Source organism: Edaphosphingomonas laterariae (genome assembly GCF_900188165.1).
Classification (GTDB): Bacteria; Pseudomonadota; Alphaproteobacteria; order Sphingomonadales; family Sphingomonadaceae; genus Sphingomonas_E; species Sphingomonas_E laterariae.
This window is the reverse complement of record NZ_FZOS01000011.1, coordinates 99564-124958: the sequence shown is the minus strand read 5'-3', so window position 1 is coordinate 124958 and position 25395 is coordinate 99564. Positions and strand designations below refer to the sequence as shown.

The window sequence follows — 25395 nt, the reverse complement described above, 5'->3', positions numbered from 1 at the left end:
GACGCCAGGAAAGCGGGCGAGAAGCGCGCCGTCGCCGACGCCGTCTTCTCGCGGCAATCGAGCTGCCGCACTGGATCGGCCACATCGGTCCGCGATATCGTGATCCACACGGCCAGCGTCTTGGGCCCGCCCGCCGGCGTCCAGTCAAACTCCAGGCTGTTCGCCGCGCGCGTCAGCCCGCTCAGCGCGCCACCCGCCGTCAACGTGCCCGTGCCCGCCCAGGTGCAGCGCACCCGCGTCGGGCTCGTCCCGAAAACCCCCTCGGGCGGCACCAGCGGAATGTTCGCCGTTTCGCTGGTCAACAGCGACGTCACATTGCCCAGCCCGTCGAGCTGCCCGGCGGCAAAGGGCTGCCAGCCGGAAATACCCGGCCGCTGGCTCGCCCAGCCACCGCCCTGCGCCAAATTCATCAGCGCGCGATCGCCCAGATAATAGTTCGCCTGCGCCAGATTGACGCCCAATGGCGCGCCTGTCGGCGCCGGATCAGGTGCCGGATCGGGGTCAACCGGGGATATGGGATCAGGGGTTGGAGCCGGATCGTTCGCGACCGGCGGCGTGCCGCCCGCATCGGCAGGCGAATCGCCGCTGCCGCCGCCACATGCCGCGAGCAGGCCGCAGAACGCCAGCGCGATCAGCGCCGGCCGAGCGCCGGAATGGACCGGAAAAAGGAACCTCATAAGCAAAAACTTCGGATCGCGTGGTGCCCCCGCCACGTGTTCTGGGAAAATCGGGTTAACAAACCGTCAACCATCATGCCGCCCGCGGAACGATATGACGCGCGCAAGCCAACCGCAGTCGACGGGGACAGGGGGAGAAAATCAGAACATTATTGATGTATATTCAGAGAGATACCGAACTGGTCCGGTGCCGCAATTGGCTGGCCCGGCATTTCCGATGAGCCGAGATCATGGCAGGATGCGGCGAGGTCTTGCGGCCGCGCGCACCAAGCGCTGTGAAATTCGCCTGTATGTGACGAATGTCACGGCGAGCTGTCACGAATCACCGCTATGAATGGGCTGCGACCCGGAGGACGAGCTTCAGCAGCTCCTCCTTTATTCTGGCGGCGGCAACCCCCGGTTGCCGCCGCTTTTTTCTGGATTGCATGGGGCCAGCGCACAAGGTGAGGCCGTGCGAGCACGGCGGCACCCAGCGGGATCAGCGATTTATCGGCTGAGGTTCAGCAGCGCAGGTCGGCGACGGCGGTCAATGCCGGGGCATCCACGCCCCGCGACACCCAGCGCCCCTCATTCTGAAGAAAGCCGAGCCCGATAGAGCCATGGAGATAGAGGCCCACGCACAGAGCGAGAGCCAGCAGCATCCAGAACAGGGTACGGGCGATCGGCGAGGCACGCATGCGCAACTCCCGAATGGGATTGTGAATGACGAACGCCGGTAGACCATGGGAAGCCGTTGGAAACGCGTGACATAGGTCACGCTTTGCCGGTTACCTTAAAGTTCCGTAACGATTCAGCCGGGCTCGCCCGCCTGTTCGGCCGCCACGTCGCGCAGGCGGCGAACGCGCAGCGGAGGCTCCCGCGTGGTTTCGGCCATGTGCATGATCTTGGCGCGCAATTGGGCGCGCTTTTCGTGGATCGAGGCGATCACCGGCCCCATCGCCACGCCAAGATCGACCAGCACCGCTTCCGACAATTGCAGCGAGGATTCGAGCGTTTCGGGCACCGCATCGGTGGCGCCGGCCTTGTAGAGTTCGGCCGCATGATTGGCATCGCGGGCACGCGCGATGATCGTGAGATCGGGGTGAAGCGACCGGACACGGCGCACCGTGCGGACGATCTGCACCGGTTCGTCCATCGTCAGCACAAGCGCGCTGGCGTTGGCGAGATCGAGCCGTTCGATCATGCCGGGGCGGGTGATATCGCCGAACATGACATTGTAATTGCGCCGCCGTGCTGTTGCGATCGAATCGATATCGGCATCGAGCGCGATATAGGGGCGCTTATGTTCGTCGAGCATCTGCGCGACGAGGCGGCCGACGCGGCCGAAGCCAGCGATCACCGTGCGGCCCGGCTGCGCTTCCATCAGTTCCGGCGCCTCGGGCGCTTCGCGCAGCTCGACCCGCCGGGCGACATCGCGGCCAACCCGCGCGAGCAACGGCGTGATGGTGAGGCCGATCGCGGTGACGATCTGCCAGAAGGCCGCCGTGGACGGCATGATGAGCTTTGCCTGCGCGGCCGCCGCGAGCACGATCAACGTGGTTTCCGAGGGCGAGGCCATCAGCAGCGCGGTTTCGGTGGCGACGCCCCGGGCCGCGCCCGAAAAGCGCAGCAGCAGCGCGGTGACGATCGCCTTGGCGGCGACCACGCCGACGACCGCCGTGACCAGCGCCGGCCAGTTGGCGAGGATGACGCGCAGATCGAGGCTCATGCCGATGGTGATGAGGAACACGCCGAGCGCGAGCCCTTTGAAAGGCGCGGTGATCACTTCGACCTCGGTATGATAGTCGGTTTCGGCGATCAGCAGACCGGCGAGCAGCGCGCCCACGATCGGCGACAGGCCGACGGCGGTGGTGGCGATGCTGGACAGGATGACGACGAGCAGGCTGGCGGACAGGAAAAGTTCGGGACTTTTGGTGCGCGCGGCCTGCGCGAACAGGCGGGGGAGCAGGAGCCGCCCCATGATCATCAGCACCGCGACGGTAAGGCCCCCCTGCCACAGGGTAGTAACCAGCCCTTCCCAGCCTTCGTCGCTGGCGGTGGGGGCCAGCGCGCCGAGGCCGAAGATGATCGGCACCAGCGCCAGATCCTCGAACAGCAGCATCGCGAAGGCCGCACGGCCGACCTGGCTGGCCGTTCCCGTCATCGGCAGCACCAGCGCGGTCGACGACAGCGCCAAAGCGAGGCCGAGGCCGATCGCGCCCGCCCAGCCCTGCCCCATCAGGAACAGCGCGGCGCCGATCACCAGCCCCGATATGATGAGTTCCGCCGCGCCCAGCCCGAACACCGAGCCGCGCATCGACCATAAGCGCTTGAAGGACAGTTCGAGGCCGATCGAGAAGAGCAGCAGCACGATGCCCATTTCGGCGAACGGCTCGATCGAATGCTTGTCGGTGATCGTGAAGTGATAAAGCCACGGCGCGCGATCGACGAGCGAGCCCAGCCCCGCCGGGCCGACGAGCAGCCCGACCAGGATGAACCCGATCACCGGATTGACGCGAAATCGCGCGAAGGCCGGTATGACGAGGCCAGCGGCCCCAAGGATGACGAGGGAATCGCTGAAAGCGTCGGATTGGATCGGCAATGGCATCGCCGGCCACTTTGCTTGCTGCGCCGCCGCATTTCCAGCGCCGCGCGACTTTTTTTACTTTTTGTTTCGCAACCGCCCTCGGGGTGTGCCTGCCCGGCCGGCCTCTATATCGGAATATGAACGACCTTGTGGCCGGCCGGCCACGCATCGCCTGTTCAAAATCCGTCGCAAGTAGCTTAGCTTTCTGCTTCCGGCCCCCAAGGAGACCGATCGAACCGCATGCCGCATGTAACCCCGCTCATCGGCACGATCGTTGCCGGCCTGGTTCTCGCCTTCATCCTTGGCCAGATTGCCTTCCGCCTGCGATTGTCTCCCCTGATCGGTTACCTGCTGGCCGGCATCGCGGTCGGGCCGTTCACCCCCGGCTATGTGGCCGATCAGAGCCTGGCCAACGAACTGGCCGAACTGGGCGTGATCCTGCTGATGTTCGGCGTCGGCCTGCATTTTTCGGTGAAGCATCTGATGGCGGTGCGCCGCATCGCGGTGCCCGGCGCCATCGGCCAGATCACGGTGGCGACGCTGCTCGGCATGGGGCTCGCCTGGTGGATGGGCTGGTCGATGGCGGGCGGCTTCGTCTTCGGCCTCGCGCTTTCGGTGGCGTCCACCGTGGTGCTGCTGCGCGCGCTGCAGGAACGGCGCATCGTCGATACGGAACGCGGGCAGATCGCGGTCGGCTGGCTGATCGTCGAGGATCTTGTGATGGTGCTCGCGCTCGTCATGATCCCGGCGATCGCCACCGGCGGCGGTGGCAGCAGCGCCATCCTGCAGACGCTGGCGGTCACGATCGGCAAGGTGATCGCGTTCGTCGCCTTCATGCTGATCGTCGGCCGGCGCGCGGTGCCGTGGATGCTCCATTCGGTCGCTCATTCGGGATCGCGCGAACTGTTCCGCCTTGCGGTGCTGGCGATCGCGCTGGGCGTCGCGTTCGGCGCGGCCATCCTGTTCGGCGTGTCCTTCGCGCTGGGCGCCTTCTTCGCCGGCATGATCCTGGCAGAATCGCCGCTCAGCCAGCGCGCGGCGGAAGAAACGCTGCCGCTGCGCGACGCCTTTGCTGTCCTGTTCTTCGTGTCGGTCGGCATGCTGTTCAACCCGGCGATCGTGACCGACGAGCCGCTGGCGCTGGCGATCACCGTTGCGATCATCATGTTCGGCAAATCGGTGGCCGCGTTCCTGATCGTGCGGGCCTTCGGCCGATCGAACAAGACCGCGCTGACCATCGCGGCGAGCCTGGCCCAGATCGGCGAATTTTCCTTCATCCTCGCCACGCTCGGCTTTTCGCTGAAGCTCGTGCCGGCGGACGGGCGTGATCTGATCCTGGCCGGCGCGATCATCTCGATCATGCTCAACCCGCTGCTGTTCAGCCTGATCGATCGTTTCGCCAACAAGCTGGTGCCCGGCGCGCCGGAGGCCGCGATCGGCGGCACGCCACCCGCGCCGACCAAGGGGCACGTCATCCTCGTCGGCCATGGCCGCGTCGGCCGTCTGGTCGCCGCCGGGCTGGTCGAAGCGGGCGAGAAGGTGACGGTGATCGAGGCGGAGACCGACAAGGCCGGCCTGCCCACCGATGCCTGCGCAACGGTGCTGGTGGGCGAACCCGCCAATGGCGCGCTGTTGCGGGAGGCCGGCATCGAGGAAGCGCGGCTGCTGTTCGTGGCCATCCCCGAAAGCTTCGAGGCGGGCCAGATCGTCGAGCAGGCACGGACGATCAACCCCAAGCTGCGCATCGTCGCGCGGGCACATGGCGATGCCGAGGTCGAACATCTCGAAAGCCATGGCGCGGACCGGGCGATCATGGGCGAGCGCGAAATCGCCCGCCAGATGCTCGACGAGGCGCTGATCGGCATCTGAAGGCATCAGCCAAGCTCTTGACCCGTCGGCGATCCTGGCGTCCCTAGGCAGGGAAACGACGAGGACGCGGACGGCATATGGGCGGCGCCCACAACCACAATCATCTACACGGCGGCCATGGCGATCATGGCCATGACGATCACGGCCATGCGCATGGCGGGCACGGGCACGGCCATGCCGGCCACGCCCATGGGCCAACCAATTATGGCCGGGCCTTCGCGCTGGGCATCGGCCTCAACCTCGCCTTCACCGCGATCGAGGCCGGCTATGGCTTCGCCACGGGATCGATGGCGCTGCTGGCCGATGCGGGGCACAATCTTTCCGACGTGCTGGGGCTGGTGATCGCCTGGGGCGCGTGGCTGCTGTCGCGCGCCAAGCCGACCGCGCGCTACACTTACGGGCTGCGCAGCTCATCGATCCTGGCGGCGCTGTTCAACGCCATCTTCCTGCTCATCGCCTGCGGGGCGATCACGCTGGGCGCGATCCAGCGCTTCGGCGAACCGCACCCCGTGCCCGGCGGCACGGTGATGATCGTCGCGGCGATCGGCATCGCCATCAATCTCGGCACCGCGCTGCTGTTCCTGCGCGGGGGCAAGGACGACATCAACATTCGCGGCGCCTTCCTACACATGGCGGCCGACGCGGCGGTTTCCGCCGGCGTGGTGATCGCCGGGCTGCTGACGCTGTGGACCCGCGCGGCGTGGATCGACCCCGCCACCAGCCTGATCATCGTGCTGGTGATCGTGATCGGCACATGGGGCCTGTTGCGGGAATCGCTGGCGATGGCGATGAATGCGGTGCCCGGCCGGATCGACCCCGCCGCCGTGACCGAGGCGTTGGGCGCGATACCGGGCGTCGCCCGTGTCCACCATCTCCACATCTGGCCGACCAGCACCACCGAAACGGCGCTCACCGCCCATCTCGTCATCCCCGGCGGGCACCCGGGCGACGCGTTCCTCGATGAGACGGCGGACATGCTGCAGGACCGCTTCGGCATCGGCCACGCGACCCTGCAGATCGAACATGGCGAAAGCGCCGATTGCGCCTTTCGGCGTTGAGCGGGCCATACCGGAGGCATCACCGGTCAATTCGGCTGGACGCGCGGCAAGGCCGCACCCATGATACGCGAACGCGCATCAAGACGCGGCGCAACAGGCGAACGGGAGAGCCATGGAGAAGATCATCTACGCATTGTGGCGGGACAGCGGCACGGATGCCGCCACGTTCAAGCGCCAACTGCTCGACGAAGTGGCCGAACAGCTTGGGCCCCACGTCCTTGCGCTCAGGATCAATGTGGCGGACGAGGATGTGGTCGGCGGCAATGTGCCGCGCTTCGCCAGCATCCGCCCGCAGATGGATGCCGCGATCCAGATCTGGGTCCATTGTTCGCACGACAAGTTCCGCGCGCCGATCGACGAGATCATCGGCCGTGCCGCCCCGCGTTTCGCCGCATGGCTGGTGTGCGAATCGGTGCCGCTGCCCAACACCCTGCACCCACCGGTGAAGGGCCGGCGGACCGAGGGCTTTTCGCAGATCGTCTTCCTCGGCCTGCACCCAGGGCTGAGCCGCGAGCAGTTCGCCTATAACTGGCGGACGATCCAGACGTCGGTCGCGGTCGAGACGCAGGCCAATTTCGAATATCGCCAGAATCTGGTGGTCCGGCCGCTCACCTATGGCGTGCCCGATTTCGTAGCGATCGTGGAGGAATGCTTCCCCGCAGCCGCCTTCCATGACGAGGCCGTCTATTTCGACGCGGTCGGCGACGAGGAGAAACTGGCTGAAAACAAGCGGCTGATGCAGGAAGCCTGCGTTCAGTTCATGGATTTCAACCGGATCGACGTGATGCAGACCAGCCAGTTCGACATTCGCCCGGTGATGTGATCGCCCAGCGCCCTTCCGTCGCGAAATGAAACGGAAGGGCGTTCGGAAATCCGCGATCTTGCTGCATTCGCGGTGCAATTCGAGACGCTTGTCACGAAATGCGTGGCGGATGACGGTTCGCACTCACGCAATTCGGTGATATAGGCTGCTAGTTCAAATGGAGGGCGGCTGCGCGCCCGCATGGTGCTAGACTGCGGGCATGGCCGGTTTCGGCGGCCCGGTGGATGAAGGCGGCGATGCCAGCAGGCAGGCCGCGATCGGAGAGTGAAGATGGCGACGACGGCGGAATATGGGCTTGGCGAACAGACCTTCCCGCGGGGATGGTTCATGGTCGCGGACTCGGATGAGCTGGAAGGCACCAAGCCGCATTCGGTGCGCTATTTCGGCCGCGAAATGGTGCTCTATCGCGGCGAATCCGGCAATCTCCACCTGGTCGACGCCTTCTGCCCCCACATGGGCGCGCATATCGGCAAGAACACGACCTCCTACGTGATCCGCGACGGCAATCAGGTCGAAGGCGATTCGATCCGCTGCCCTTATCATGGCTGGCGCTTCGGCCCGGACGGCCGCTGCAACCAGATCCCCTATTCGCCGCAGAAGGTGCCCGGCGCCGCCAAGCTGGAAAGCTGGCCGGTGGTGGAAAAGGCCGGCTGCATCTGGATGTGGTGGGATCCCGAAGGCGGCGAGCCCGAATATGATCTGCCCGATTTCGCCGAATATGGCGCGCCGCACTGGGTGAACTGGAAGATGGACCGGCTGGGCATCCTGGCCAGCCATCCGATCGAAATCATCGATAACATGGCCGATCGCGCGCATTTCGAGCCGATCCACGGCACGCAGGAAGTGATCCTGTTCGAAAATGATTTTGAGGATCACAAGGTCGTCCAGCGCATGTCGTCGGCGCACCGCACGCTTTCGGCCGAAGGCGGCGACCCGCTTTATACCGACACCTGGTATACCGGCCCCGGCATCCTGATTTCGCGGATGGAAGGCCAGTTCCCGTCGATCATCCTGATCACCCACACGCCCGTCGACGACGGCGTGGTGAAGGTGTGGCACGGCCTGCTCGTGAAGGTGCCGAACGCGGTGCCGAACGAGGAGGAAGTGGGCATGGCCCGCGCCTATCAGCAGGCGTCGTGCGATGCGTTCAGCCAGGATTTCGAGGTGTGGACGCACAAGCGCCCCTGCTTCAACCCGATGGCCGTGCTGGGCGACGGCCCGATCGGCAAGCTGCGCATCTGGTATCGCCAGTTCTACAACCCCCGTGCCCGCACGCAGGAATTCCGCGCGCGCGTCAACGGCACGATTATCACCCGCGGCACGCTCAACGCGCCGTTTGAGGATAAGCCGCAGGTCGCCTGACGGCACACCGTCTTCGTCCGCGTGGGGCGTGACGCAGGGGCAGAATGGCGCAAGCTGTTCTGCCCCGTTTTTGTTGGCGCCACGCCATACCAACGCATGATAGCGTCAGCCGGAAAGACAGAGCCGCTAAACCAAGGTCCGGGAAGGCGGAAGGACAGGAGAGCGATAGTTTCCCCTCATCGACGGTTCACCGGCAGGGAGTGACGCCATGAGCAGCTATCCGACCATCAGCGACGGCACCCGCTCCTTCCGCACCGACCAGGGTGCGAAGATGCCTGTGTTCGCGATGCCCGCATTCATTGCGGGATGACGGGGGCCCCTCCCTGTCCCAGCCGCCGTTCGCGCCGTGCGCGGGGGTGGCAGCCAAGTTCCTGAAAGGATCTGTCCATGATCACCACCATCGCGGGTACGGCCCTCATCACCGGTGCGTCATCCGGCATCGGCGCCACTTATGCCGAACGGCTGGCCCGGCGCGGCCACGATCTGATCCTCGTCGCGCGGAGCGCCGCCAAGCTGGACGAACTGGCCCGGCACCTGCGCGCCGAAACCGGCGTCACGGTTGAAACGCTGCCGGCCGATCTGGGCGATGCCGGCGATCTGCGCCGGGTGGAACAAAGGCTGCGCGACGATGCGGCGATCAATATGCTGGTCAACAATGCCGGCATCGTCGGCGATGGCCCGCTTGCCACGGCCGATCCCGACAAGCTGGAAGCGATGATCGGCCTGAACGTAACCGCGACGACACGGCTGGCGACGGCGATCTTTCCCCGGCTGCTGGCCGCGGGCGACGGGGCGATCATCAACATCGCATCGGTGACGGCGCTGATGTCCGGCGCGTTCGAGCCGGGCTATGGCGCGACCAAGGCCTATCTTCTCAACTTCACCGAAGCCTTGCAGGCCGAGGCGGGATCGAGCGGCGTCCGCATCCAGGCGGTGCTGCCCGGCATCACCCGCACCGCGATCTGGGATGGCCCGCATGCCAAGCTGGATCTGGTTCCGCCGGAAATGGTGATGGATGTGGGCGACATGGTCGATGCCGCGCTGGCCGGCTTCGATCAGGGCGAAAAGGTCACCATCCCCTCGCTGCCCGATGCCGACGACTGGGAAACCTATGTCGCCGCGCGCGAGGCGCTGGCCCCCAATCTCAGCCACGCGCAGGCCGCCAGACGCTACCGCCCCGGCGCGTGACACGCGGCGCGCCGAACCACCCGCGTCATATTTTGACCGGTCCGCTGTCAGCTTCCGATCTTTCCACCTCTGCCCCCCAGCCATAGCCTCTCCATCGACCCGGCGTGCCGGCCGGCAACGACAATGGAGAGGCAAATGGCTACCGCACCTTCGGTGAATATCGCGCCGGACGAAAAGCTCGTCTCGGTCGACTCGCACGTCTTCTACACCGACGAATGGGTGACGCCGCGCCTGCCCGAGCGCCTTCGCCAGAAGTGGATCGACGGCAACAAGCGTTATCAGGCGCTCGAGCTCGAAAAGCGCGGCGGCTTCATCCCCGACATCAACGACATCATGGACCCGGTCGCCTGGAACGATCCCGGCCATTACGAACCGCACGCCAAGCTGGCGTCGATGGACCGCGATGGCGTGTTCGCCGAAGTGATCTTCCCCGAAGTCGGCGGCGCCAAGATGTGCAGCCCGGAAATCATGGGCGACGACTGGAAGGAGATGCTGTCGGGCTTCAACGATGCGATCGCCGATTTCGCGGCGGTCGATCCGCAGCGCCTGATGTGCGCCTATCAGCTGCTGCCGCACGATGTTGAGGCATCGGTGCGCGAAGTGGAACGCGTGGCCAAGCGTGGCGCACGCTGCGTCCAGCTGCCGCCCTTCCCCACCGAACTTGGCCTGCCGGACTATTTCGACCCGCGCTACGACCGGCTGTGGGGCGTGCTGCAGGAAACCGGCATCACCATCCTCAACCACCTCGACAACAACGCCAAGGGCTATGAGCTGATCCGCCGCGACCCGACCCCGATGAAGGGCGTCGCGCTGGGCCTGCCGGGCTTCCAGCTGGCCGAGACGATCTGCTTCTGGATCCTGTCCGGCACGCTCGAACGCTTCCCCAAGCTGAAGGTGCTGTTCGTCGAGCCGGGCCTGGGCTGGCTGCCCTTCCTGTTCGACATGATCCTCGATGGCCGCATCATCCAGGGCCATTACAGCTTCCCCAACCTGAAGATGCTGCCGACCGAATATTTCAAGCGGCAGATGGGCGCGACGTTCATGTACGAGCCGCTCGGCCTGAAATATTGCTACGAATATTTCGGCCCGGACGTGCTCTATTGGTCGACCGACTTCCCGCATCCGGCGACGTCGTGGCCCAATTCGCGCGCGCTGATGGAAAAGCAGTTCACCGCCGCCGGCATCCCGGATGCGGACCGTCGCAAGATCGTTTGCGACAACGGCCTGCGGATGTTCGCCACCAACACCTGACACGCCAAAACACGCGCGGCGATCCTTCGGGATTGCCGCGCCTGTCGCCCCCTTCCGGCCGGGCCCGCTGGCGCGATACACGGCCTTTTGCGAGCCGCGCACCTTGCCAACCCGCCCCATCGCATTAAGCTCCCCCTGGCTGGGACAGACGGGAGCCGAACAGGTGGCCGCGGCCACGCTTATCGACCATTATGCGCGAACCTTCCTCGCCAGTGCGGAACGGGCGGGCTTCGACCCCGCCGCCGTGGCCGAGGGGCGCGAGCCTGTCGCCGGTCGCTATGACGGCGCGGCGCTATCGACCATATCGCGCAACGCGAAGCTGATGATGCAGGACGAATTGTGCGGGCTGACCGCGCACCCGCTGCGCATGGGCGCGTTCCAGCTGATGTGCGAGATCGGCGCGCTGAGCGAAACGGTGGGCGACGCGCTGGACCGCGCCTTCCGCTTCTATGCCGCCGCGACGCCGGACCTGCGCTTCACCCTGACGCAGGAGGACGAGCATGACGCCGTCCTGACCGTCGCCATTCCCGATACCGGGCATGATCCGCTGCGCGTGCTGCCGGGCTGGTGGCTGATCTTCTGGCAGCGCTTCGCGCAATGGCTGATGGGCGAGAAGTTCGCGGTGATCGCCGCCGAATTTCCGGGCGAACCGGCGGTGCCGATGCCCGAATATCTGGAGGTGATGGGGTGCGACTGCCGCTTCGGCGCCGAAGTCGCGACGCTCCGCCTGCCGCGCACCGTGCTCGCCCGCAGGGTGGTGCGGGTTCCGGCGGACATTCCACGCTTCCTTGCCCACCGGCCGGTCGACATGCTGACGGTGGACGATGTCGGCGACGGGATCGTCACCGCGATCCGCGCCCGGATGCGCGCCCATCTCGAAAGCCATCAGGCGCTGCCCAAGCTGGAGACGCTGGCCGAAGGCTTCGGCATGTGCGGCCAGACCCTGCGGCGGCGGCTGGAGGGCGAGGGATCGAGCTATCGCGCGCTCAAGGCCGATGTCCGCCGCGAAGTGGCTTTGCTCTGCCTGCACGACCATAATATCCCGATCAGCCAGATCGCGACCCGCGCCGGCTTTGCCGAGGCGAACGGACTGGCCCGCGCGATCCGCGCCTGGGCCGGCGTATCGCCGACCGCCTATCGCCGCATGGTGCTCGACCGCGCCGGCCCGAGCGCGACGCCCTGACCGGACGGGAGCCGGGGCCGGCTCCCCTACCCCTCGTCCTCGCTCTTGATGACGGTCAGCTTCTTGCCGGCGCCGCCCGAACGCAGGCTGTCCCCCGTCAGCACCACCGTCGCCCCCGGCGCGAGGATGCCGGCCAGTTGCGCGCGGAAATCTTCCGGCAGGCGCAACCGTTCGCGTTCCTCGGGCAGAAGTTCGGTATTGGGCGCCACCGTCTGCCCCGGCAGCGGCAGTTGCAGCCAGTGATAGGTCGTGCCTTCGATCGCGCGCAGCGTATAGGCGCTGGTGCCGGCGACCTCGCCCGCGATGGTGACGGGCGTGCGCCCGATTTCCTTGCCGTTGCGCAACACCACAAGCCTGCGGTCCGACGCGCTGATGATGATCGAGATCGGCCCGGTCGGCGATTTTTCCGGCGTCCAGCGCACGCCATCGGCGTCCGCATCGGGCGGGGTGCCGGTGCCCGCTTCCAGCATCGCCGGCGTCGGCGCCACGCGCGGCACGGCGCCATTTTCGGTGATCACCACGGTCAGCCCCAGCGCCGTCACGCCGTAAAGCTGGCGGGCGAAGGCCGGGGGCAGGCGAATGCAGCCATGCGACGCCGGATAGCCCGGCAGCGAGCCGGCATGCATGGCAATGCCATCCCATGTCAGCCGCTGCATGTAGGGCATGGCCGCATTGTTATAGAGGTTCGAATGGTGAACCTTGGCCTTTTGCAGCACGGTGAACACGCCCGTCGGCGTTTCGTGCCCCTTCTTGCCGGTGGACACGGTGGAAACGCCGATCAGCACGCCGTTGCGATAGACATAGGCCCGTTGCAAAGCGAGGCTGACGAGCACCATCACCGGCCCGTCGGGGGCGATGTCCGGCGCCCACAGGAACTGGCCGGGCTTGAGGTTGGCAACCGATTCCTCGATCGTCGCGGGGTTCAGGGCCTGCATCGCATGGGCGGCGCCCGCCGACAGCGCGATGCCGCCGCCCAGCCACAGCATCGCCCCGCGCCGACTGGTGATCATCATGCTTCGTCCCTGCCTCTTCGCAAACACATCATGCCCTTGTGATGGAACCGCAGGGCAGCGGGATCAATCCGATATTACCCTAGGGCAGAGCGTCCGCGGGCCCGATCCTGACCTCGGACTATGGCGTTACGGACGAGCCGGCCGCGATGCGATTCAAATGGGCAACGCAATCCGCTTGCGCGGACGCCCCTGCCCCGGCCATCCTGACTGACGGGCCGCGCACAGACGCGGCGGGGAGAGGATGTGGAATGAAGATGTCACGGCGGGAAACGATGGCGGGGATGGCGGCGACGGCCGCGATTGCGGCAGGCGGCGCCAATGCGGCCGCGCCGAAAAACGTGCTTCAGGACCATGATGCGCTCGGCCTTGCCGATCTCGTCCGGCGCAAGCAGGTGTCGGCGTCGGAACTGCTGGAAGCGGCGATCGCGCGGACCGAGGCAACCAACCCGCGCTACAATTACATGGCGTCCAAGCTCTATGAGCGCGCCCGCGCGACGGTGGCCAAGGGGCTGCCGGACGGCCCGTTCGTGGGCGTGCCCTGGCTGGAAAAGGACCTCAACACCCATATCGCCGGCGAGATTACCGGGCAGGGCAGCCGTTATTACAAGGATTTCCGCCCGACCGTGACGTCGGAACTGGTGAAGCGGCACGAACGCGCCGGCCTTGTCATCTTCGGCAAGACGACCACCCCGGAATTCGGGCTGACCGGCACGACCGAAAGCAAGGCCACTGGGCTGACGCGCAACCCGTGGAACGGCGAACATATTGCCGGCGGATCGAGCGGGGGCGCCGCCGCCGCCGTGGCCGCGGGCGTGCTGCCCGCCGCCCATGCCACCGATGGCGGCGGATCGATCCGCATCCCGGCATCCTGCTGCGGGCTGTTCGGCCTGAAGCCGAGCCGTGGCCGCGTGCCGATGGGCCCGCCGCGCACCGAAGGCTGGGGCGGCATGTCCGCCCACCACGCCGTCACCATCAGCGTGCGCGACAGCGCCGCGCTGCTCGATGCGACGCACGGGCTGGAGCCAGGCTCACGCTATGGCGCGCCAACGCCGGAACGCCCGTATCTGGAGGAGGTGAAGCGCAATCCCGGCCGCCTGCGGATCGCGCTCAACGTCGCCACCATGGGCGGCACGCCGGTCGACCCGGAAGTCATCGCCGCCACCCGCGCGGCGGCCAAGCTGTGCGAGAGCCTTGGCCACCATGTCGAGGAAGCGACACCGAAATTCGATGTCGCCGCGCTCGGCCAGGCATCGTTCGCGATCATCACCTCGTCCATCGTTGCCGACCTGCAGGCGCGCGAGAAGGTGACGGGCATCCCGATCGGCCCCGACGTGATCGAAGTCGCCACGCTGGCTTATTACCAGATGGGCCTTTCGATGAAGGGCACCGATTATGCGATCGCCAACAACACCTTCCAGACGGCCGCCATCACCATGGCCGAGTTCATGGCCGATTATGACGTGCTGCTGACGCCGACGACTGCCGCGCCGCCGCCGAAGCTGGGCGTGCTCGGCCTGTCGCCGACCGACGTGCAGGCCTATTTCAAGGCCGTTACCGAGTTCATTCCCTTTACCGGCATCCACAACCAGACCGGCCAGCCGAGCATGTCGGTGCCGCTCGCCATGTCCAAGGCGGGCTTGCCGATCGGCGTGTTGTTCTCCGCCCGCTATGGCGACGAAGCGACCCTGTTCCGGCTGGCGGGCCAGCTGGAGCAGGCCGCGCCCTGGGCGGGCCGGCGCGCGCCTGTCGCCTGACATGGCATAGGGGATCGGCCGCGCGGCCTTGCCGGCGCGGCCGATCCCCCCTTCCCCATCTGCGCTACATCGGATGACCCATTGCCCGGCGTTGCGGGCGATGGCTTAATCCCGCGATGCAGACCCGGCCGCCCGCCTGCTCCCGCCGCGAGTTGCTGCTCGGCGCCATGGCCGGGGCAATCGCGACGCCGGCCATCGCCGGCCCCGGCGGGCTGTGGCGGGCCGCACCGGGCATCGACCCGGGCCTCAGATCACGCGCGCTCCAGGCGCTTGCCCGCCATGAACGGCGAATATGGTCCCGCGATATCGTCGCGATCGCCGATTTCGGTCTGCCGTCCACCGCCATGCGCTTCCACCTGATCGACCTGCAACGCGGGCGGACCCGCAGCTTTCTGGTGGCGCATGGCAAGGGTTCGGACCCGGCGCATGACGGCCGGCTCCACCGCTTTTCCAACATCGTCGGATCGGAAGCGACGTCGGAAGGTGCCTATCTGACCGGCCGGTCCTATCGCGGCGAACATGGCGCCGCGCGGCGGCTGATCGGCCTCGACCGAACCAACAGCAATGCCGAGGACCGCGCCATCGTGATCCACGCCGCCGGCTATGTCGGGCCGGATGTGCTGGACCGGCAGGGCAAGCTCGGCCGCAGCAATGGCTGCTTCGTCTTTTCGATGGCCGATATCGCCGAGATCCTCGGCCGGCTCGGGCGTGGGCGGCTGCTTTACGCGGGCCGCTAAAGGCTCAGCGCGCGGGGATCCTGCGCCCGCCCCGGAACCAGAAGGTCCAGACCGCGAGGCCGCCGAGCAGCGCCATGGCGAGGCCCGATACCGTCATCACCAGCCGATAAGCGAGGCCGCCCACCTTGGCGGCATGCAGCGGGTAGAAGAGGTTGAAGCCCTGCGCCTGCGCCGGCAGATCAAAGGCATTGCGCGCGTCGACCAGCACGCCGCTGTCGGCGGCGAACCACAGCGTCGAACGGCCGTTGGGCAGCCATTCGGCCTGCTGGCGGGTGCGCAGCGAGATCATCCCGCTCTTGCCGCGCGGCAATGACAGGATGCGGAGTTCCGCGTCGGGGAAGCGCGCGCGCGCGGTTTCGATCATGCCGCGCCAATCGGGGTGCGCGGCCAGCTTCGCCTCGCGCGGGGGTGGTGGCGCGAGTGCGCGCGAAACGACGGCCGGCGCCGAGGGGCCAAGGATCAGCGCCGCCACCGGGCGGAAGATCAGCGCGGCGCCGGTGACGATCGACAGCAGCAGCAGCGGCGCGACGACGATGCCGAGATCGCGATGCTGGCGCACGATCGCCGGGCGGCTCATCCGCCGGGGCCACAGGCGGAACTCGAAGGTCTTGCGCGTCCGCCACCACAGGATGGCGCCGGTGACGACGAAGAACAGCCCGCACAGGCCGGCAATGCCCGCCACCGTTTCGCCCGTATCGCCGGTGAACAGGTGGTGGTGGAGATCGAACAGCCAGAGTTCGGGCCGTTCCCACTGGCTCGCCCAACGGGTCACGATCTCGCCCGTCTGATCGGCATAGGCGCCGCCGCCATCCGCATAGCTCAGCCGGTTGAGGCCGAAATTCTGGCTGGCGAAGACGATGCTTTCGGGCCGCGCCGCCGGATCGGCCATGATCTTCGCGACCGCGTCAGCGACGGCCCCGGTGTCCTGCACCTGCGGATCGCCCGCATGGGGCAGCATGATCCACGCATCGCGGTGGACGAGCAACGCGCCGGTAAAGCCCAGCACGGCAAGCACGAGGCCGATCAATCCGCCCATCCAGCGGTGCAGCAGATCGATCAGCTTCATCCTCGCGCGCCCATTTTTATCCCGCGATGTCCGAGCCGGCAGCGGATGCCAGCGGCTTCGAAATCGCTTTAGAACCGATAATCCCAGCCCAGCGTGAAGGTGCGTCCCCGGCCGGCATAATAACGCGTGCTGTCCGTCGGGCGCTGGGTATCGCTGTTATAGTCGATGTAGAATTTGTCGAAGAGGTTCTGCACCGCCAGCGTCAGCCCGCCGACCTTCGTCTGATAGCGAATGATCGCGTCGGTCAGGTTGTAGCCGCCGAAATCATTGGCGCGGTTGAGCCCCGCGAAGTTCGGCAGCGGGCTGTTGTCGAACCGCCGCGCCAGATAGAATTGCGACTGGACACGGACGCTGAGCGGACCGTTCGCATAGCTCGCCGCCAGATTGAAGCGATCGGGCGAGATGTTGGCGCCATCGAGATCGATGTTGACCTTGTCGACGCCGTCATTGGGCGTGCCATCCGCGCGGCCCTTGAGATGGGCATAGCCGGTCGAGAGGGTGAGCCCGTCGATCGGCATCTTGACGCTGAGGTTCAGCTCCAGCCCCTCGATCTCGACGCGCTGGCGCTGCACTTCATAGACGCTGTTGACCAGGACGAGCAGCTGCCCGTTCTTGCTGGTCGACCAGAAATAAGCGGCGCTGAAATCCACCGGCCCGCGCTTCGCTTCGAAGCCCAGTTCGCGATTGTTGGAAATCACCGGGCTGATGTCGAGATAATTGTCGAGATCGACGCCGTCCCGTGCGATCGAGCGGGTAATGCGGCCGACATCGGGCATCGTATAGCCTTCGGCATAGCTCGCATAAGCGCGGATGCCGGGCACCGGCTCGACGATCACGCCGCCGTTGAACAGCGTGTCGCTGAACTTGGGCACGCCGCCATCCACCTGACGCGAACCATAAGAGGCGAGCGTGGTGTAGTCGTCGATCTTGATCCGCACATTTTCGTTACGGACGCCGCCGGCGATGCGCAGCTTTTTATCGAACAGCGCAAGATTGAGCTGACCGAAGGGCGCGAGGCTGCGGAAATCCGTGGGCGGCACCCAGGTGCGGCCCGTCTGGATCAGCGTCTGTTCGGTCTTGTCGAACAGAGCGTCGAAACCGATCGTCGCGGTCAGCGCATCCCAGCCGGGCACCGACCGTTCATAGCTGAACTTGCCGCCGATCTTGCGCGAGCGGTTCTCAGACTGATCGACCAGCGTGCCATCCGGCGCGATCGACGTGTCCTGGAAGGTATCCCCCGCAACGGCGGGCGACGCGCCGAAGGTGTCGCGCGTCCGGCTGTAGAAGATCTGGGTGACGAGGTTGCCGCCGGCCAGATCATCGTCGGTGAAGGACAGCGATGCGCTCTGCGCCAGGTTGCGCGGCGCCTTGCCGAGCGTCTCGCCCTTCTCGCTGGTGCTGGGCAGGCCGGTCAGGCGGTCGCCCGGCACGACGACATAATCGCCGTCGCCTTCGAGCTGGAAGCGATTGAGGATGAGATCGAAGCGCGCGCTTTCGTCGACCGCATAGCCGAAGCGGCCGAACAGCGACCAGCTGGTCGAATCCATCGTCTCGCCCTGCACCGCATCGATGCCGATGCGGTTGCCATGGCCGTCATAGAAGGCGCCGCGCTGTTCGAACGCGGCACCGACCGTCGCGTCGAACCGATCGGTCTTGTAGGCGACGAGGCCGCCGAGCTTGCCGCCCAGCCCGTCGCCGTTGAAATCATTGTCGGCCGAACCCTGCACCAGCACGCGGCCGGTGAGCCCGTCTTCCTTGGGCGGGCCGACCGTCACCTGATTGACGATGCCGCCGGTGCCGCCAATGCCCTGCAGCGCGTTCGAGCCGTAGATCAGTTCGACGCGATCGACGAAGAAGGGGTCGATCGTGAAACCGTCGCGGCTACCGTCGCGCAGCGGCGTCGACTGCGGGATGCCGTTGATCGCATAGAGGGGCGAACGACCACGCAGGGTTTCGCCCGAACCCGACAGCTTCTGTCGCGTGGGCGAGAAGGACGGGGTGAGGTTGGACACCGCATCGACCACCGAACCGCCGATCGCGACCTGCTGGTCGAGCGCCGACTTGTCGATCACGTCGATGGTGAGCGGCAGCGCATTGGGCGGCAGCGCCGTGCGCGCGGCGGTGACGACGATCACGTCCCGCTGCTGATCGGCGCGATCCTGCGCGATAGCGGGCATCGCGACGAGCGAGGCGGACGCGATCAGCATCATCGGCGTGAGCGTGCAGGAACGAACGGCAACGGAACGGCGCATCTGAATTCTTCCCCTTTGGGCCAGAGCGCGCCGCTAGCAGGGGGACTAATGCAAATCAATCGCAGGCTTGTGAAAGAAGCTCGCGATAGCAACGGTCGCAGGCCCTTTATTTCCCGCACGCACCATGATTTACCGGGCTTATGAAGACCTCGCTCCGCCTGGCCCTGTGCCTTTCCGCCGCGCTCCTCCCCACCATCGCCTCCGCGGCGCCCGAGCGCTTCACCGTGATTTTCGGCGGCCGCAATGTCGGCCACCTCAATGCCGACACGAACGGCGACACCACCGTCATCGATTATGATTTCAAGAATAACGGGCGCGGGCCGACGATCGCGGAAACGCTGCGCGTCGGCGCGGATGGGCTGCCCGCCGCATGGACGATCAGCGGCGCCACCACCTTCGGCAGCAAGGTGGCCGAACAATTCGCGATCAAGGGCCGGACGGCGACGTGGACGGATTCAACCGGACCCGGCAGCGCCCGGCTCGCCGAACCCAGCCTCTATGTCGGCCAGTCAGCCAGCCCATGGGCGCTTGGCCTCTATGCCCGCGCGCTGCTGAAGGATGCGGACGGCACCTTGCCCACGCTGCCCGGCGGCACGCTGCGCCTGGCCAAAGGCGACGTGCTGCAGGTGGCCGGCAAGCCCGGCCCGGAGACCGTGACGGCCTATGAACTGACCGGCACCGACCTCAACCCCGATACCGTGCTGCTGGACGCGCAGGGCGGCATGTTCGGTTTCGTCACGCCCGAATTCATCGTCGTCCGCCAGGGTTATGAGGGCGAGGAGGAACGGCTGCGCGGCCTTGCCGCCAAATGGTCCACCGATCGCTATGTCGCGATCCAGAAGAAGGTCGCCCACGCTTATGCGGCGCCCGTCCGCATCCGCAATGTCCGCCTGTTCGATCCCAGGACGCAGGCGCTGACCGCGCCGGTGGCGGTGCTGGTCAACGGCCGCGAGATCGCCGCGATCGAACCGCTCGACAGCCCGGCCACCCCCGGCGAGGTGACGATCGACGGCGCGGGCGGCACGCTGGTCGCCGGCATGTATGAAATGCACGCCCACATCTCGCAGGATGATGCGCTGCTCAACCTGATGGCCGGCATCACCACCGTGCGCGACATGGGCAATGACAATGCCGTGCTCGACAAGCTGATCGAACGCATCGACGGCGGGGTGATCGCCGGCCCGCATGTCGTGCGCAGCGGCTTCCTTGAAGGGCGCAGCCCGTTCAACGCCAATAACGGCATCGTCGTCGAAAGCGAGGCGCAGGCGGTGGATGCGGTGCGCTGGTATGCGGCGCGCGGCTATTGGCAGATCAAGGTCTATAACAGCATGAACCCGGCCTGGGTGCCCGCCGTGGTGGCCGAGGCGCATCGGCTGGGCCTGCGCGTGGCGGGCCATGTTCCCGCTTTCTCCAGCGCCGATGCGATGATCGCCGCCGGCTATGACGAGATGACGCACATCAACCAGTTCATGCTCGGCTGGGTGCTGCAACCCAAGGAAGATACGCGCACGCTGCTCCGCCTGACCGCGCTCAAGCGGCTCCAGACGCTCGACCTCAACAGCGCGAAGGTGCAGGCGACGATCGCAGCGATGGCGGAACGCAAGCTGGCGATCGACGTGACGCTCGGCATCCACGAGATGCTGACCCAGAATCGCGACGGCCAGATGCCGCCCGGCGCGGTCGATTATCTCGATCATATGCCGATCGGCTTCCAGCGCGGCGCGCGCAAGGCGATGGTCGACACGTCGGCGCCGGGCGACGACGCGGCCTATCGCGCCGCGTTCGACAAGATCGTGGCGACGGTGAAGATGCTCAACGATCGCGGCGTGCTGATCGTGCCGGGCACCGATACCGGCGGCTCCTTCACCTATCATCGCGAGCTGGAACTCTATCAGAAGGTGGGGATGACGCCCGCCCAGATCCTGAAGCGCGCGACATGGGACATGGCCGCCTATCTGGGGCAGGACCAGCGGCTGGGATCGATCGAGAAAGGCAAGCTCGCCGATTTCTTCCTGATCCCCGGCGATCCAACGCGCGACCTGAAGGCGATCAAGACGATCTCGATGGTGGCGAAGGACGGCGTCTTCTATTTCCCGAGCGAGGTTTACCCCAATTTCGGCATCAAGCCCTTCGCCCCCGCGCCGAAGGTGACGCCGGCCACGGCGCGCTGACCGGCAGGAGGCATGGGTAGCGTGGACCATCGCACAGCCATCGTCACCGGCGGCGGATCGGGCATCGGGCGCGCCGCCGCCATCGCCTTCGCCAAGGCCGGCACCCATGTCGTGCTGGCCGATGTTAACCGGGTTGCCGGCGAAGAGACCGCCCATCTGATCGAAGCGGCCGGCGCGAGGGCGATCTTCACGCCCTGCGACATCACCGCGGCCGATCAGGTGGAAGCGATGGTGGCGGCAGGCGTCGCCGCCTTCGGCCGGATCGACCATGCCTTCAACAATGCCGGCATCGCCCCGCCGGGCCGCCCGATCGCGGACATGGACGAAGCGGACTGGGATCGCATGATCGCGGTCAACCTGAAGGGCGTGTGGCTGTGCATGAAATATGAATGCCGGCAGATGCTGGCGCAGGGCGGCGGCGCGATCGTCAACACATCCTCCACCATGGGCGTGGTCAGCGCGCCCGGCCTCAGCGCCTATTCGGCGTCCAAGTTCGGCGTCGTCGGGCTCACCAAGGCGGTGGCGATGGATTATGCGGCGCAGGGCATCCGGGTGAACGCGATCTGCCCCGGCGGGATCGGCGGCACCGCGATCACCGACGATCCCGTCCACCAGTCGCACATGGCGCAGCTGACGCAGGCGACGCCGATGGGCCGGCTGGGCGCGCCGCGCGAAATCGCCGATGCGGTGGTGTGGCTGTGCAGCGAAGGCGCGTCCTACATGACCGGGCAGGCGATCACGATCGACGGCGGCTTCACCGTCTGGTGACGGGCTGGTCCTGAGCGTTTTCCAGGCAGGCGGAATCGCCTGCTGACGCGGAAAGCGCGGCGAACCAAAAGTTTGGAGCGTTCGAGCCGCCGCAGCCGGGTCGGAAAATGCTCTAGCGCAGCCGATCGGCCAGATAATCGGCAAGCGCCACCGCCTGATTATGCGCCGTATCGCGCGCGCCATAGAGCAGGGTCACGTCGCCGGCGGCGGCAAGATCGCGCAGGCGGGCCACCACGCTCGGCATGGCATCCAGCTCGGCACGATAGCGGCGGCGGAATTCCGCCCAACGGGCGGGATCATGGCCGAACCAGCGGCGCAGTTCGGTGGAGGGTGCGATGTCCTTCAGCCACAGGGCCAGCGCGGCATCGTCACGGCGCACGCCGCGCGGCCAGACGCGATCGACCAGGATGCGCTGGCCGTCTTCGGCCGCCGGGGGTTCATAGACACGCTTGATGCGGATCGCCATGCGCGGTTCCCCTGCTGACGGACCGGCGAAACAGGAAATCCGCGCTTCGGGCTGGCGTCCGGCCCTCCGTTCATCCTAACCTTCGGCGGTTCAGGCTGAATCAACCTGGAATGTGGATCAGGGTTGCTCCCCCAGGCAAGGGGGCCAATCGATTGGGGTAACGAACGTGCGTATGGAAAAGAGCGGGTTCACGATGCGGAATGCGATGCGGACGATATCGGGGGCGGCCGCCGCCCTGCCGCTTACGTCGCTCATCCTGGCGGATGCCGCTCTGGCGCAGAACAGCGTGGCGCCGGCAGTGCCCGCCGCCCCCGTGATCATGGCGCCGCCGCCCCCTCCGCCACCGCCGCCGGTGATCCTGCCCACGCTCAGCGACCAGCAGGCGCGCGAGCTGGCCGATCTCATCCGTCGCGACGCGGTGGCGCAGGGGCTGCGCGACACCGAGGTCGCGCCGGATACGAGCAGCAACAACGCGCTTGTCCGCGCGGCGCTTGATCATGCCCGCGCGGTGCGCACCGGCCGGCTCGACCCGTCCGACTTCCGCAAGGACTGGGGCTTGCGGCCGGTGGCCTATGATCCCCTGCCCGCCTTCGCCGATGCGGTGAAGCGCGATCGGCTGGCCGCGTGGATCGCATCGCTGCCGCCGCCTTATGCCGGCTATGACGGCTTGCAGCAGGCGCTGGGCACCTATCGCGCGCTTGAGCAATCGGGCGGCTGGTCTGCCATCTCCGCCGGCCCCGACCTCAGCTTCGGCATGAGCGGCCCGCGCGTGGCCGAGGTGCGCAAGCGCATCGCGATCGAGGACAAGGAACTCGCGGCGACGGGCGACAAGTTCGATACCGCGCTGCTCGAGGCCGTGCGCCGGGCGCAGCGCCGCTATGGCCTCAACCCCAGCGGGCTCGTTTCCGGCCAGACGCTCGCCGCGCTCAACGTGCCCGTTCATGCCCGCGTCCGGCAGATCATGGCGAACATGGAACGGTGGCGCTGGCTGCCGCCGGAACTGCCCAAGGATCGCATTCAGGTGAACATCGCCGCCGCCGTCCTCACCATGTTCGACGGCGATGCCCCGGTGGCATCGATGAAGGCGGTGACGGGGCGGCCGGGCGACGAGACGCCGATGCTCCAGTCGTCGATCCACAGCATCGTGCTCAACCCGCCATGGAACGTGCCGCAGTCGATCGCGACGAAGGAGCTCTGGCCCAAGGAAAAGGCCAGCCCCGGCTATCTGAAGCGCAACGGTTTCAGGGTCATCCCGCTTGATGGCGGCGGACGGCGCCTGCAGCAGGCATCGGGCCCGTCGAGCGCGCTTGGCCGCTACAAGTTCGATTTCGACAATAATTTCGCGGTCTATCTGCACGACACGCCGGCGCAGGCGGGCTTTTCGCGCTACAGCCGGCTGGCGAGCCATGGCTGCGTCCGGCTGGAAAAGCCGGCCGAGCTGGCGGAGCGGCTGCTCAGCAACGAACCGGCCTGGAGCGGCGACGCGATCGAAACGGCAGTGGACGCCGGCAAGACGGTGCGCGCGCGGCTGACCCAGCCGGTCGCGGTCTATCTGCTCTACTGGACGGCCTTCGCCAGTTCGACCGGCCCGACGAGCTTCCGTGCCGATCCCTATGAATGGGACAGCCTGTTGGCGGACAAGATCGAGGCGCGTTCGGCGCGCCAGTCGCTTGCCGCACGATAACAAAGGGGAATGACCATGATGCACAGCTCCACCATCCGCCGCCGCCTTGTCGCGGCGAGCGCCGCCGCCGCGATCGCGCTGCTCGCGGGCTGCTCCGGCACGTCCGATGAGGACGCCGTCGTCAATGATCTCAACGCCGCGGAACTCGTTCCCGACGAGGTGGAAGCGCCCGTCAACGTGATCGAGCCGGTGGACGAGGTGCCCAACATCGTCGAACCGGCGGCGAACCAGGCCGCCGCCACGCCGCCCCCGCCGCCCGTGGAGCCCGACGCGCAGATGATCGACGACGCCGAAGCCACCGGCATGACCGCGCGCGTATCCCGCGATTACACGGCCGGCAACGAAGCGACCGTGCAGGAATAAGGCGCCCGGAACCGCTCCGTTTCGGAGACGGTTCTAATTGGCCGGCTGGCCCCATGCCGATAATCGCCGCGTCAATCCGTGACAGGAAAGACGCGGCGCATGAAACGATCGGGGGGCACAGGGTGCGGCGGGCCGAAGGCGGCGATCATCGCCATTTGGCTGGTACTAGCCTGCCATGTGCCGATCGGGCCGGCACTCGCGCAGGGCAGCAACCTGCCCGTCATCGTCGATAACCGCCACGTACCGACGACGCTGGAAAGCAGCGGGCTGACGCGCGAAGCGGCGCCCGGCAGCGAGCGATTCGGGCACAGCGACCCGACATTCAACCCCCATGTTTATGCCGAAATGGCCCAGATACTCTTCGCCACGCTCGTCATCGCCATATTGCTGGAATCCGCGCTCGCCCTGATCTTCAACTGGCGGCCCTTCCTGATGTATTTCGACCGCCGTGGCGTGAAATCGGTCATCGCGCTCGCGGTCGGCTGGGCGACGGCCAGCGTGCTGAACCTCGATATCGTCCAGCGGCTGTATGTCGCGATCAACGGCCCCACCCCGGGCCTTTCCGTCGGCGGGTTAGGTGAGTTCCTGACCGGGTTGATCCTCGCCGGTGGCAGCGCCGCCGTTTACAATATCCTGCATGCGCTCGGCTTCCGGCAGTTCGATCGCGCGGCGGAAGTGACGCCCAAGCCCGCCACCGACAAGGCATGGATATCCGTGCGGCTGAAACGGGTGGTCGCAGATGGGCCGGTCAGCGTGCTGCTTTCGCGGAATGGCGGCACGCCCGAGCTGATCGGCGTGATCCGGGGCACGCGGCGCCCGCCAGCGGCCTGGGCCTGGGCTTTTACCGATTGGACGCGCTTTCCGACGGTCGCCGGCTATGAACTGCCGACCGGCACCGAGATCGCGCTGACGCTGAAAGGCAAAAACGAAGCAAACCAGACGGTTGAATCACGCGCCGAGACAGCAAAAGTCGGCGCGCGCGCCATCATCGATTTTGAAGTCGCACTGTGAATTGCGCCCAGCGGCTTTTGAGTCGCGGTGAACACATATGTCGCGATCGGACTATCGCTTGCCAGCCGGATAATCCGTCATAGTCTTGCCCGACAATCGGAGCGCGGCCGGCCGCCCGGGCTTGCCGCGACTT

General features: G+C 66.6%; 20 protein-coding genes and 1 pseudogene. 14 read left to right on the top strand and 7 right to left on the bottom strand.

The annotated features are described in order from the left end of the window. The 3 genes and pseudogenes from CHB74_RS11855 to CHB74_RS11850 form a co-directional block, all read right to left on the bottom strand. Nucleotides 1-677, bottom strand: a pseudogene (locus CHB74_RS11855) (hypothetical protein); the annotation flags it as partial. Between the two features lie 500 nt (nucleotides 678-1177). Continuing rightward, complete coding sequence (locus tag CHB74_RS22010; RefSeq protein WP_179220821.1) at nucleotides 1178-1354, bottom strand: hypothetical protein; 177 nt, start codon at nucleotides 1352-1354, stop codon at nucleotides 1178-1180. A 113-nt stretch (nucleotides 1355-1467) separates the two neighbouring features. After that, nucleotides 1468-3264, bottom strand: a complete 1797-nt coding sequence (locus CHB74_RS11850) for a cation:proton antiporter domain-containing protein (protein WP_089219847.1) — start codon at nucleotides 3262-3264, stop codon at nucleotides 1468-1470. Nucleotides 3265-3483: 219 nt separating this feature from the next. Between CHB74_RS11850 and ybaL the strand changes: the two genes are divergently transcribed. The 7 genes from ybaL (at nucleotide 3484) to CHB74_RS11815 (ending at nucleotide 11977) form a co-directional block, all read left to right on the top strand. Then, nucleotides 3484-5112 (top strand): YbaL family putative K(+) efflux transporter, encoded by a 1629-nt coding sequence (ybaL, locus tag CHB74_RS11845; protein WP_089219846.1) that lies wholly within the window; start codon nucleotides 3484-3486, stop codon nucleotides 5110-5112. A 77-nt stretch (nucleotides 5113-5189) separates the two neighbouring features. After that, entirely contained in the window at nucleotides 5190-6170 is a 981-nt protein-coding gene (locus CHB74_RS11840; protein WP_089219845.1) for a cation diffusion facilitator family transporter, read from the top strand. A 112-nt stretch (nucleotides 6171-6282) separates the two neighbouring features. Continuing rightward, nucleotides 6283-6993 (top strand): EthD domain-containing protein, encoded by a 711-nt coding sequence (locus CHB74_RS11835; protein WP_089219844.1) that lies wholly within the window; start codon nucleotides 6283-6285, stop codon nucleotides 6991-6993. A 270-nt stretch (nucleotides 6994-7263) separates the two neighbouring features. After that, nucleotides 7264-8355, top strand: coding sequence for a 3-ketosteroid-9-alpha-monooxygenase, oxygenase component (locus CHB74_RS11830; RefSeq protein WP_089219843.1), 1092 nt, complete (start codon nucleotides 7264-7266; stop codon nucleotides 8353-8355). A 387-nt stretch (nucleotides 8356-8742) separates the two neighbouring features. Further along, on the top strand, nucleotides 8743-9543 hold the full coding sequence (locus tag CHB74_RS11825; RefSeq protein WP_179220820.1) for an SDR family NAD(P)-dependent oxidoreductase: 801 nt from the start codon (nucleotides 8743-8745) through the stop codon (nucleotides 9541-9543). Between the two features lie 135 nt (nucleotides 9544-9678). Further along, nucleotides 9679-10794, top strand: a complete 1116-nt coding sequence (locus CHB74_RS11820) for an amidohydrolase family protein (RefSeq protein WP_089219842.1) — start codon at nucleotides 9679-9681, stop codon at nucleotides 10792-10794. Nucleotides 10795-10957: 163 nt separating this feature from the next. After that, entirely contained in the window at nucleotides 10958-11977 is a 1020-nt protein-coding gene (locus CHB74_RS11815) for an AraC family transcriptional regulator (RefSeq protein WP_089219841.1), read from the top strand. A gap of 26 nt (nucleotides 11978-12003) precedes the next feature. On the opposite strand, the gene CHB74_RS11810 is transcribed toward CHB74_RS11815, so the two are convergent. Then, nucleotides 12004-12990: a L,D-transpeptidase gene (locus CHB74_RS11810; RefSeq protein WP_089219840.1), complete on the bottom strand. Its 987-nt coding sequence runs from the start codon at nucleotides 12988-12990 to the stop codon at nucleotides 12004-12006. A 248-nt stretch (nucleotides 12991-13238) separates the two neighbouring features. On the opposite strand from CHB74_RS11810, the gene CHB74_RS11805 reads away from it, so the two are divergent. After that, complete coding sequence (locus CHB74_RS11805; RefSeq protein WP_089219839.1) at nucleotides 13239-14744, top strand: amidase; 1506 nt, start codon at nucleotides 13239-13241, stop codon at nucleotides 14742-14744. Nucleotides 14745-14860: 116 nt separating this feature from the next. Beyond that, nucleotides 14861-15481 carry a murein L,D-transpeptidase catalytic domain family protein gene (locus tag CHB74_RS11800; protein ID WP_089219838.1) on the top strand — a complete coding sequence of 207 codons (621 nt, stop codon included), beginning with the start codon at nucleotides 14861-14863 and terminating at the stop codon, nucleotides 15479-15481. Between the two features lie 4 nt (nucleotides 15482-15485). Here CHB74_RS11800 and CHB74_RS11795 read toward each other — a convergent pair whose 3' ends face one another. Both CHB74_RS11795 and CHB74_RS11790 read right to left on the bottom strand, forming a co-directional pair. Then, the gene (locus CHB74_RS11795) at nucleotides 15486-16547 is read right to left on the bottom strand and encodes a PepSY-associated TM helix domain-containing protein (RefSeq protein WP_089219837.1); all 1062 of its coding nucleotides are present in this window, start codon (nucleotides 16545-16547) and stop codon (nucleotides 15486-15488) included. Nucleotides 16548-16615: 68 nt separating this feature from the next. After that, complete coding sequence (locus CHB74_RS11790; RefSeq protein WP_425442268.1) at nucleotides 16616-18799, bottom strand: TonB-dependent receptor; 2184 nt, start codon at nucleotides 18797-18799, stop codon at nucleotides 16616-16618. A gap of 140 nt (nucleotides 18800-18939) precedes the next feature. Here CHB74_RS11790 and CHB74_RS11785 point away from each other — a divergent pair, with 140 nt between their 5' ends. Beyond that, the gene (locus tag CHB74_RS11785) at nucleotides 18940-20970 is read left to right on the top strand and encodes an amidohydrolase family protein (RefSeq protein WP_245842857.1); all 2031 of its coding nucleotides are present in this window, start codon (nucleotides 18940-18942) and stop codon (nucleotides 20968-20970) included. A 12-nt stretch (nucleotides 20971-20982) separates the two neighbouring features. Beyond that, the gene (locus CHB74_RS11780) at nucleotides 20983-21738 is read left to right on the top strand and encodes a glucose 1-dehydrogenase (protein ID WP_089219836.1); all 756 of its coding nucleotides are present in this window, start codon (nucleotides 20983-20985) and stop codon (nucleotides 21736-21738) included. A gap of 112 nt (nucleotides 21739-21850) precedes the next feature. On the opposite strand, the gene CHB74_RS11775 is transcribed toward CHB74_RS11780, so the two are convergent. After that, nucleotides 21851-22204, bottom strand: a complete 354-nt coding sequence (locus CHB74_RS11775; RefSeq protein WP_089219835.1) for a DUF488 domain-containing protein — start codon at nucleotides 22202-22204, stop codon at nucleotides 21851-21853. A 205-nt stretch (nucleotides 22205-22409) separates the two neighbouring features. Between CHB74_RS11775 and CHB74_RS11770 the strand changes: the two genes are divergently transcribed. The 3 genes from CHB74_RS11770 to CHB74_RS11760 all read left to right on the top strand — a co-directional run bounded on the left by CHB74_RS11770 (nucleotide 22410) and on the right by CHB74_RS11760 (nucleotide 25262). Beyond that, complete coding sequence (locus CHB74_RS11770; protein WP_089219863.1) at nucleotides 22410-23888, top strand: L,D-transpeptidase family protein; 1479 nt, start codon at nucleotides 22410-22412, stop codon at nucleotides 23886-23888. A gap of 15 nt (nucleotides 23889-23903) precedes the next feature. Next, nucleotides 23904-24251 (top strand): hypothetical protein, encoded by a 348-nt coding sequence (locus tag CHB74_RS11765; RefSeq protein WP_144033780.1) that lies wholly within the window; start codon nucleotides 23904-23906, stop codon nucleotides 24249-24251. A gap of 99 nt (nucleotides 24252-24350) precedes the next feature. Beyond that, nucleotides 24351-25262: a hypothetical protein gene (locus CHB74_RS11760; protein ID WP_144033779.1), complete on the top strand. Its 912-nt coding sequence runs from the start codon at nucleotides 24351-24353 to the stop codon at nucleotides 25260-25262. The last annotated feature ends 133 nt before the right edge of the window (nucleotides 25263-25395 follow it).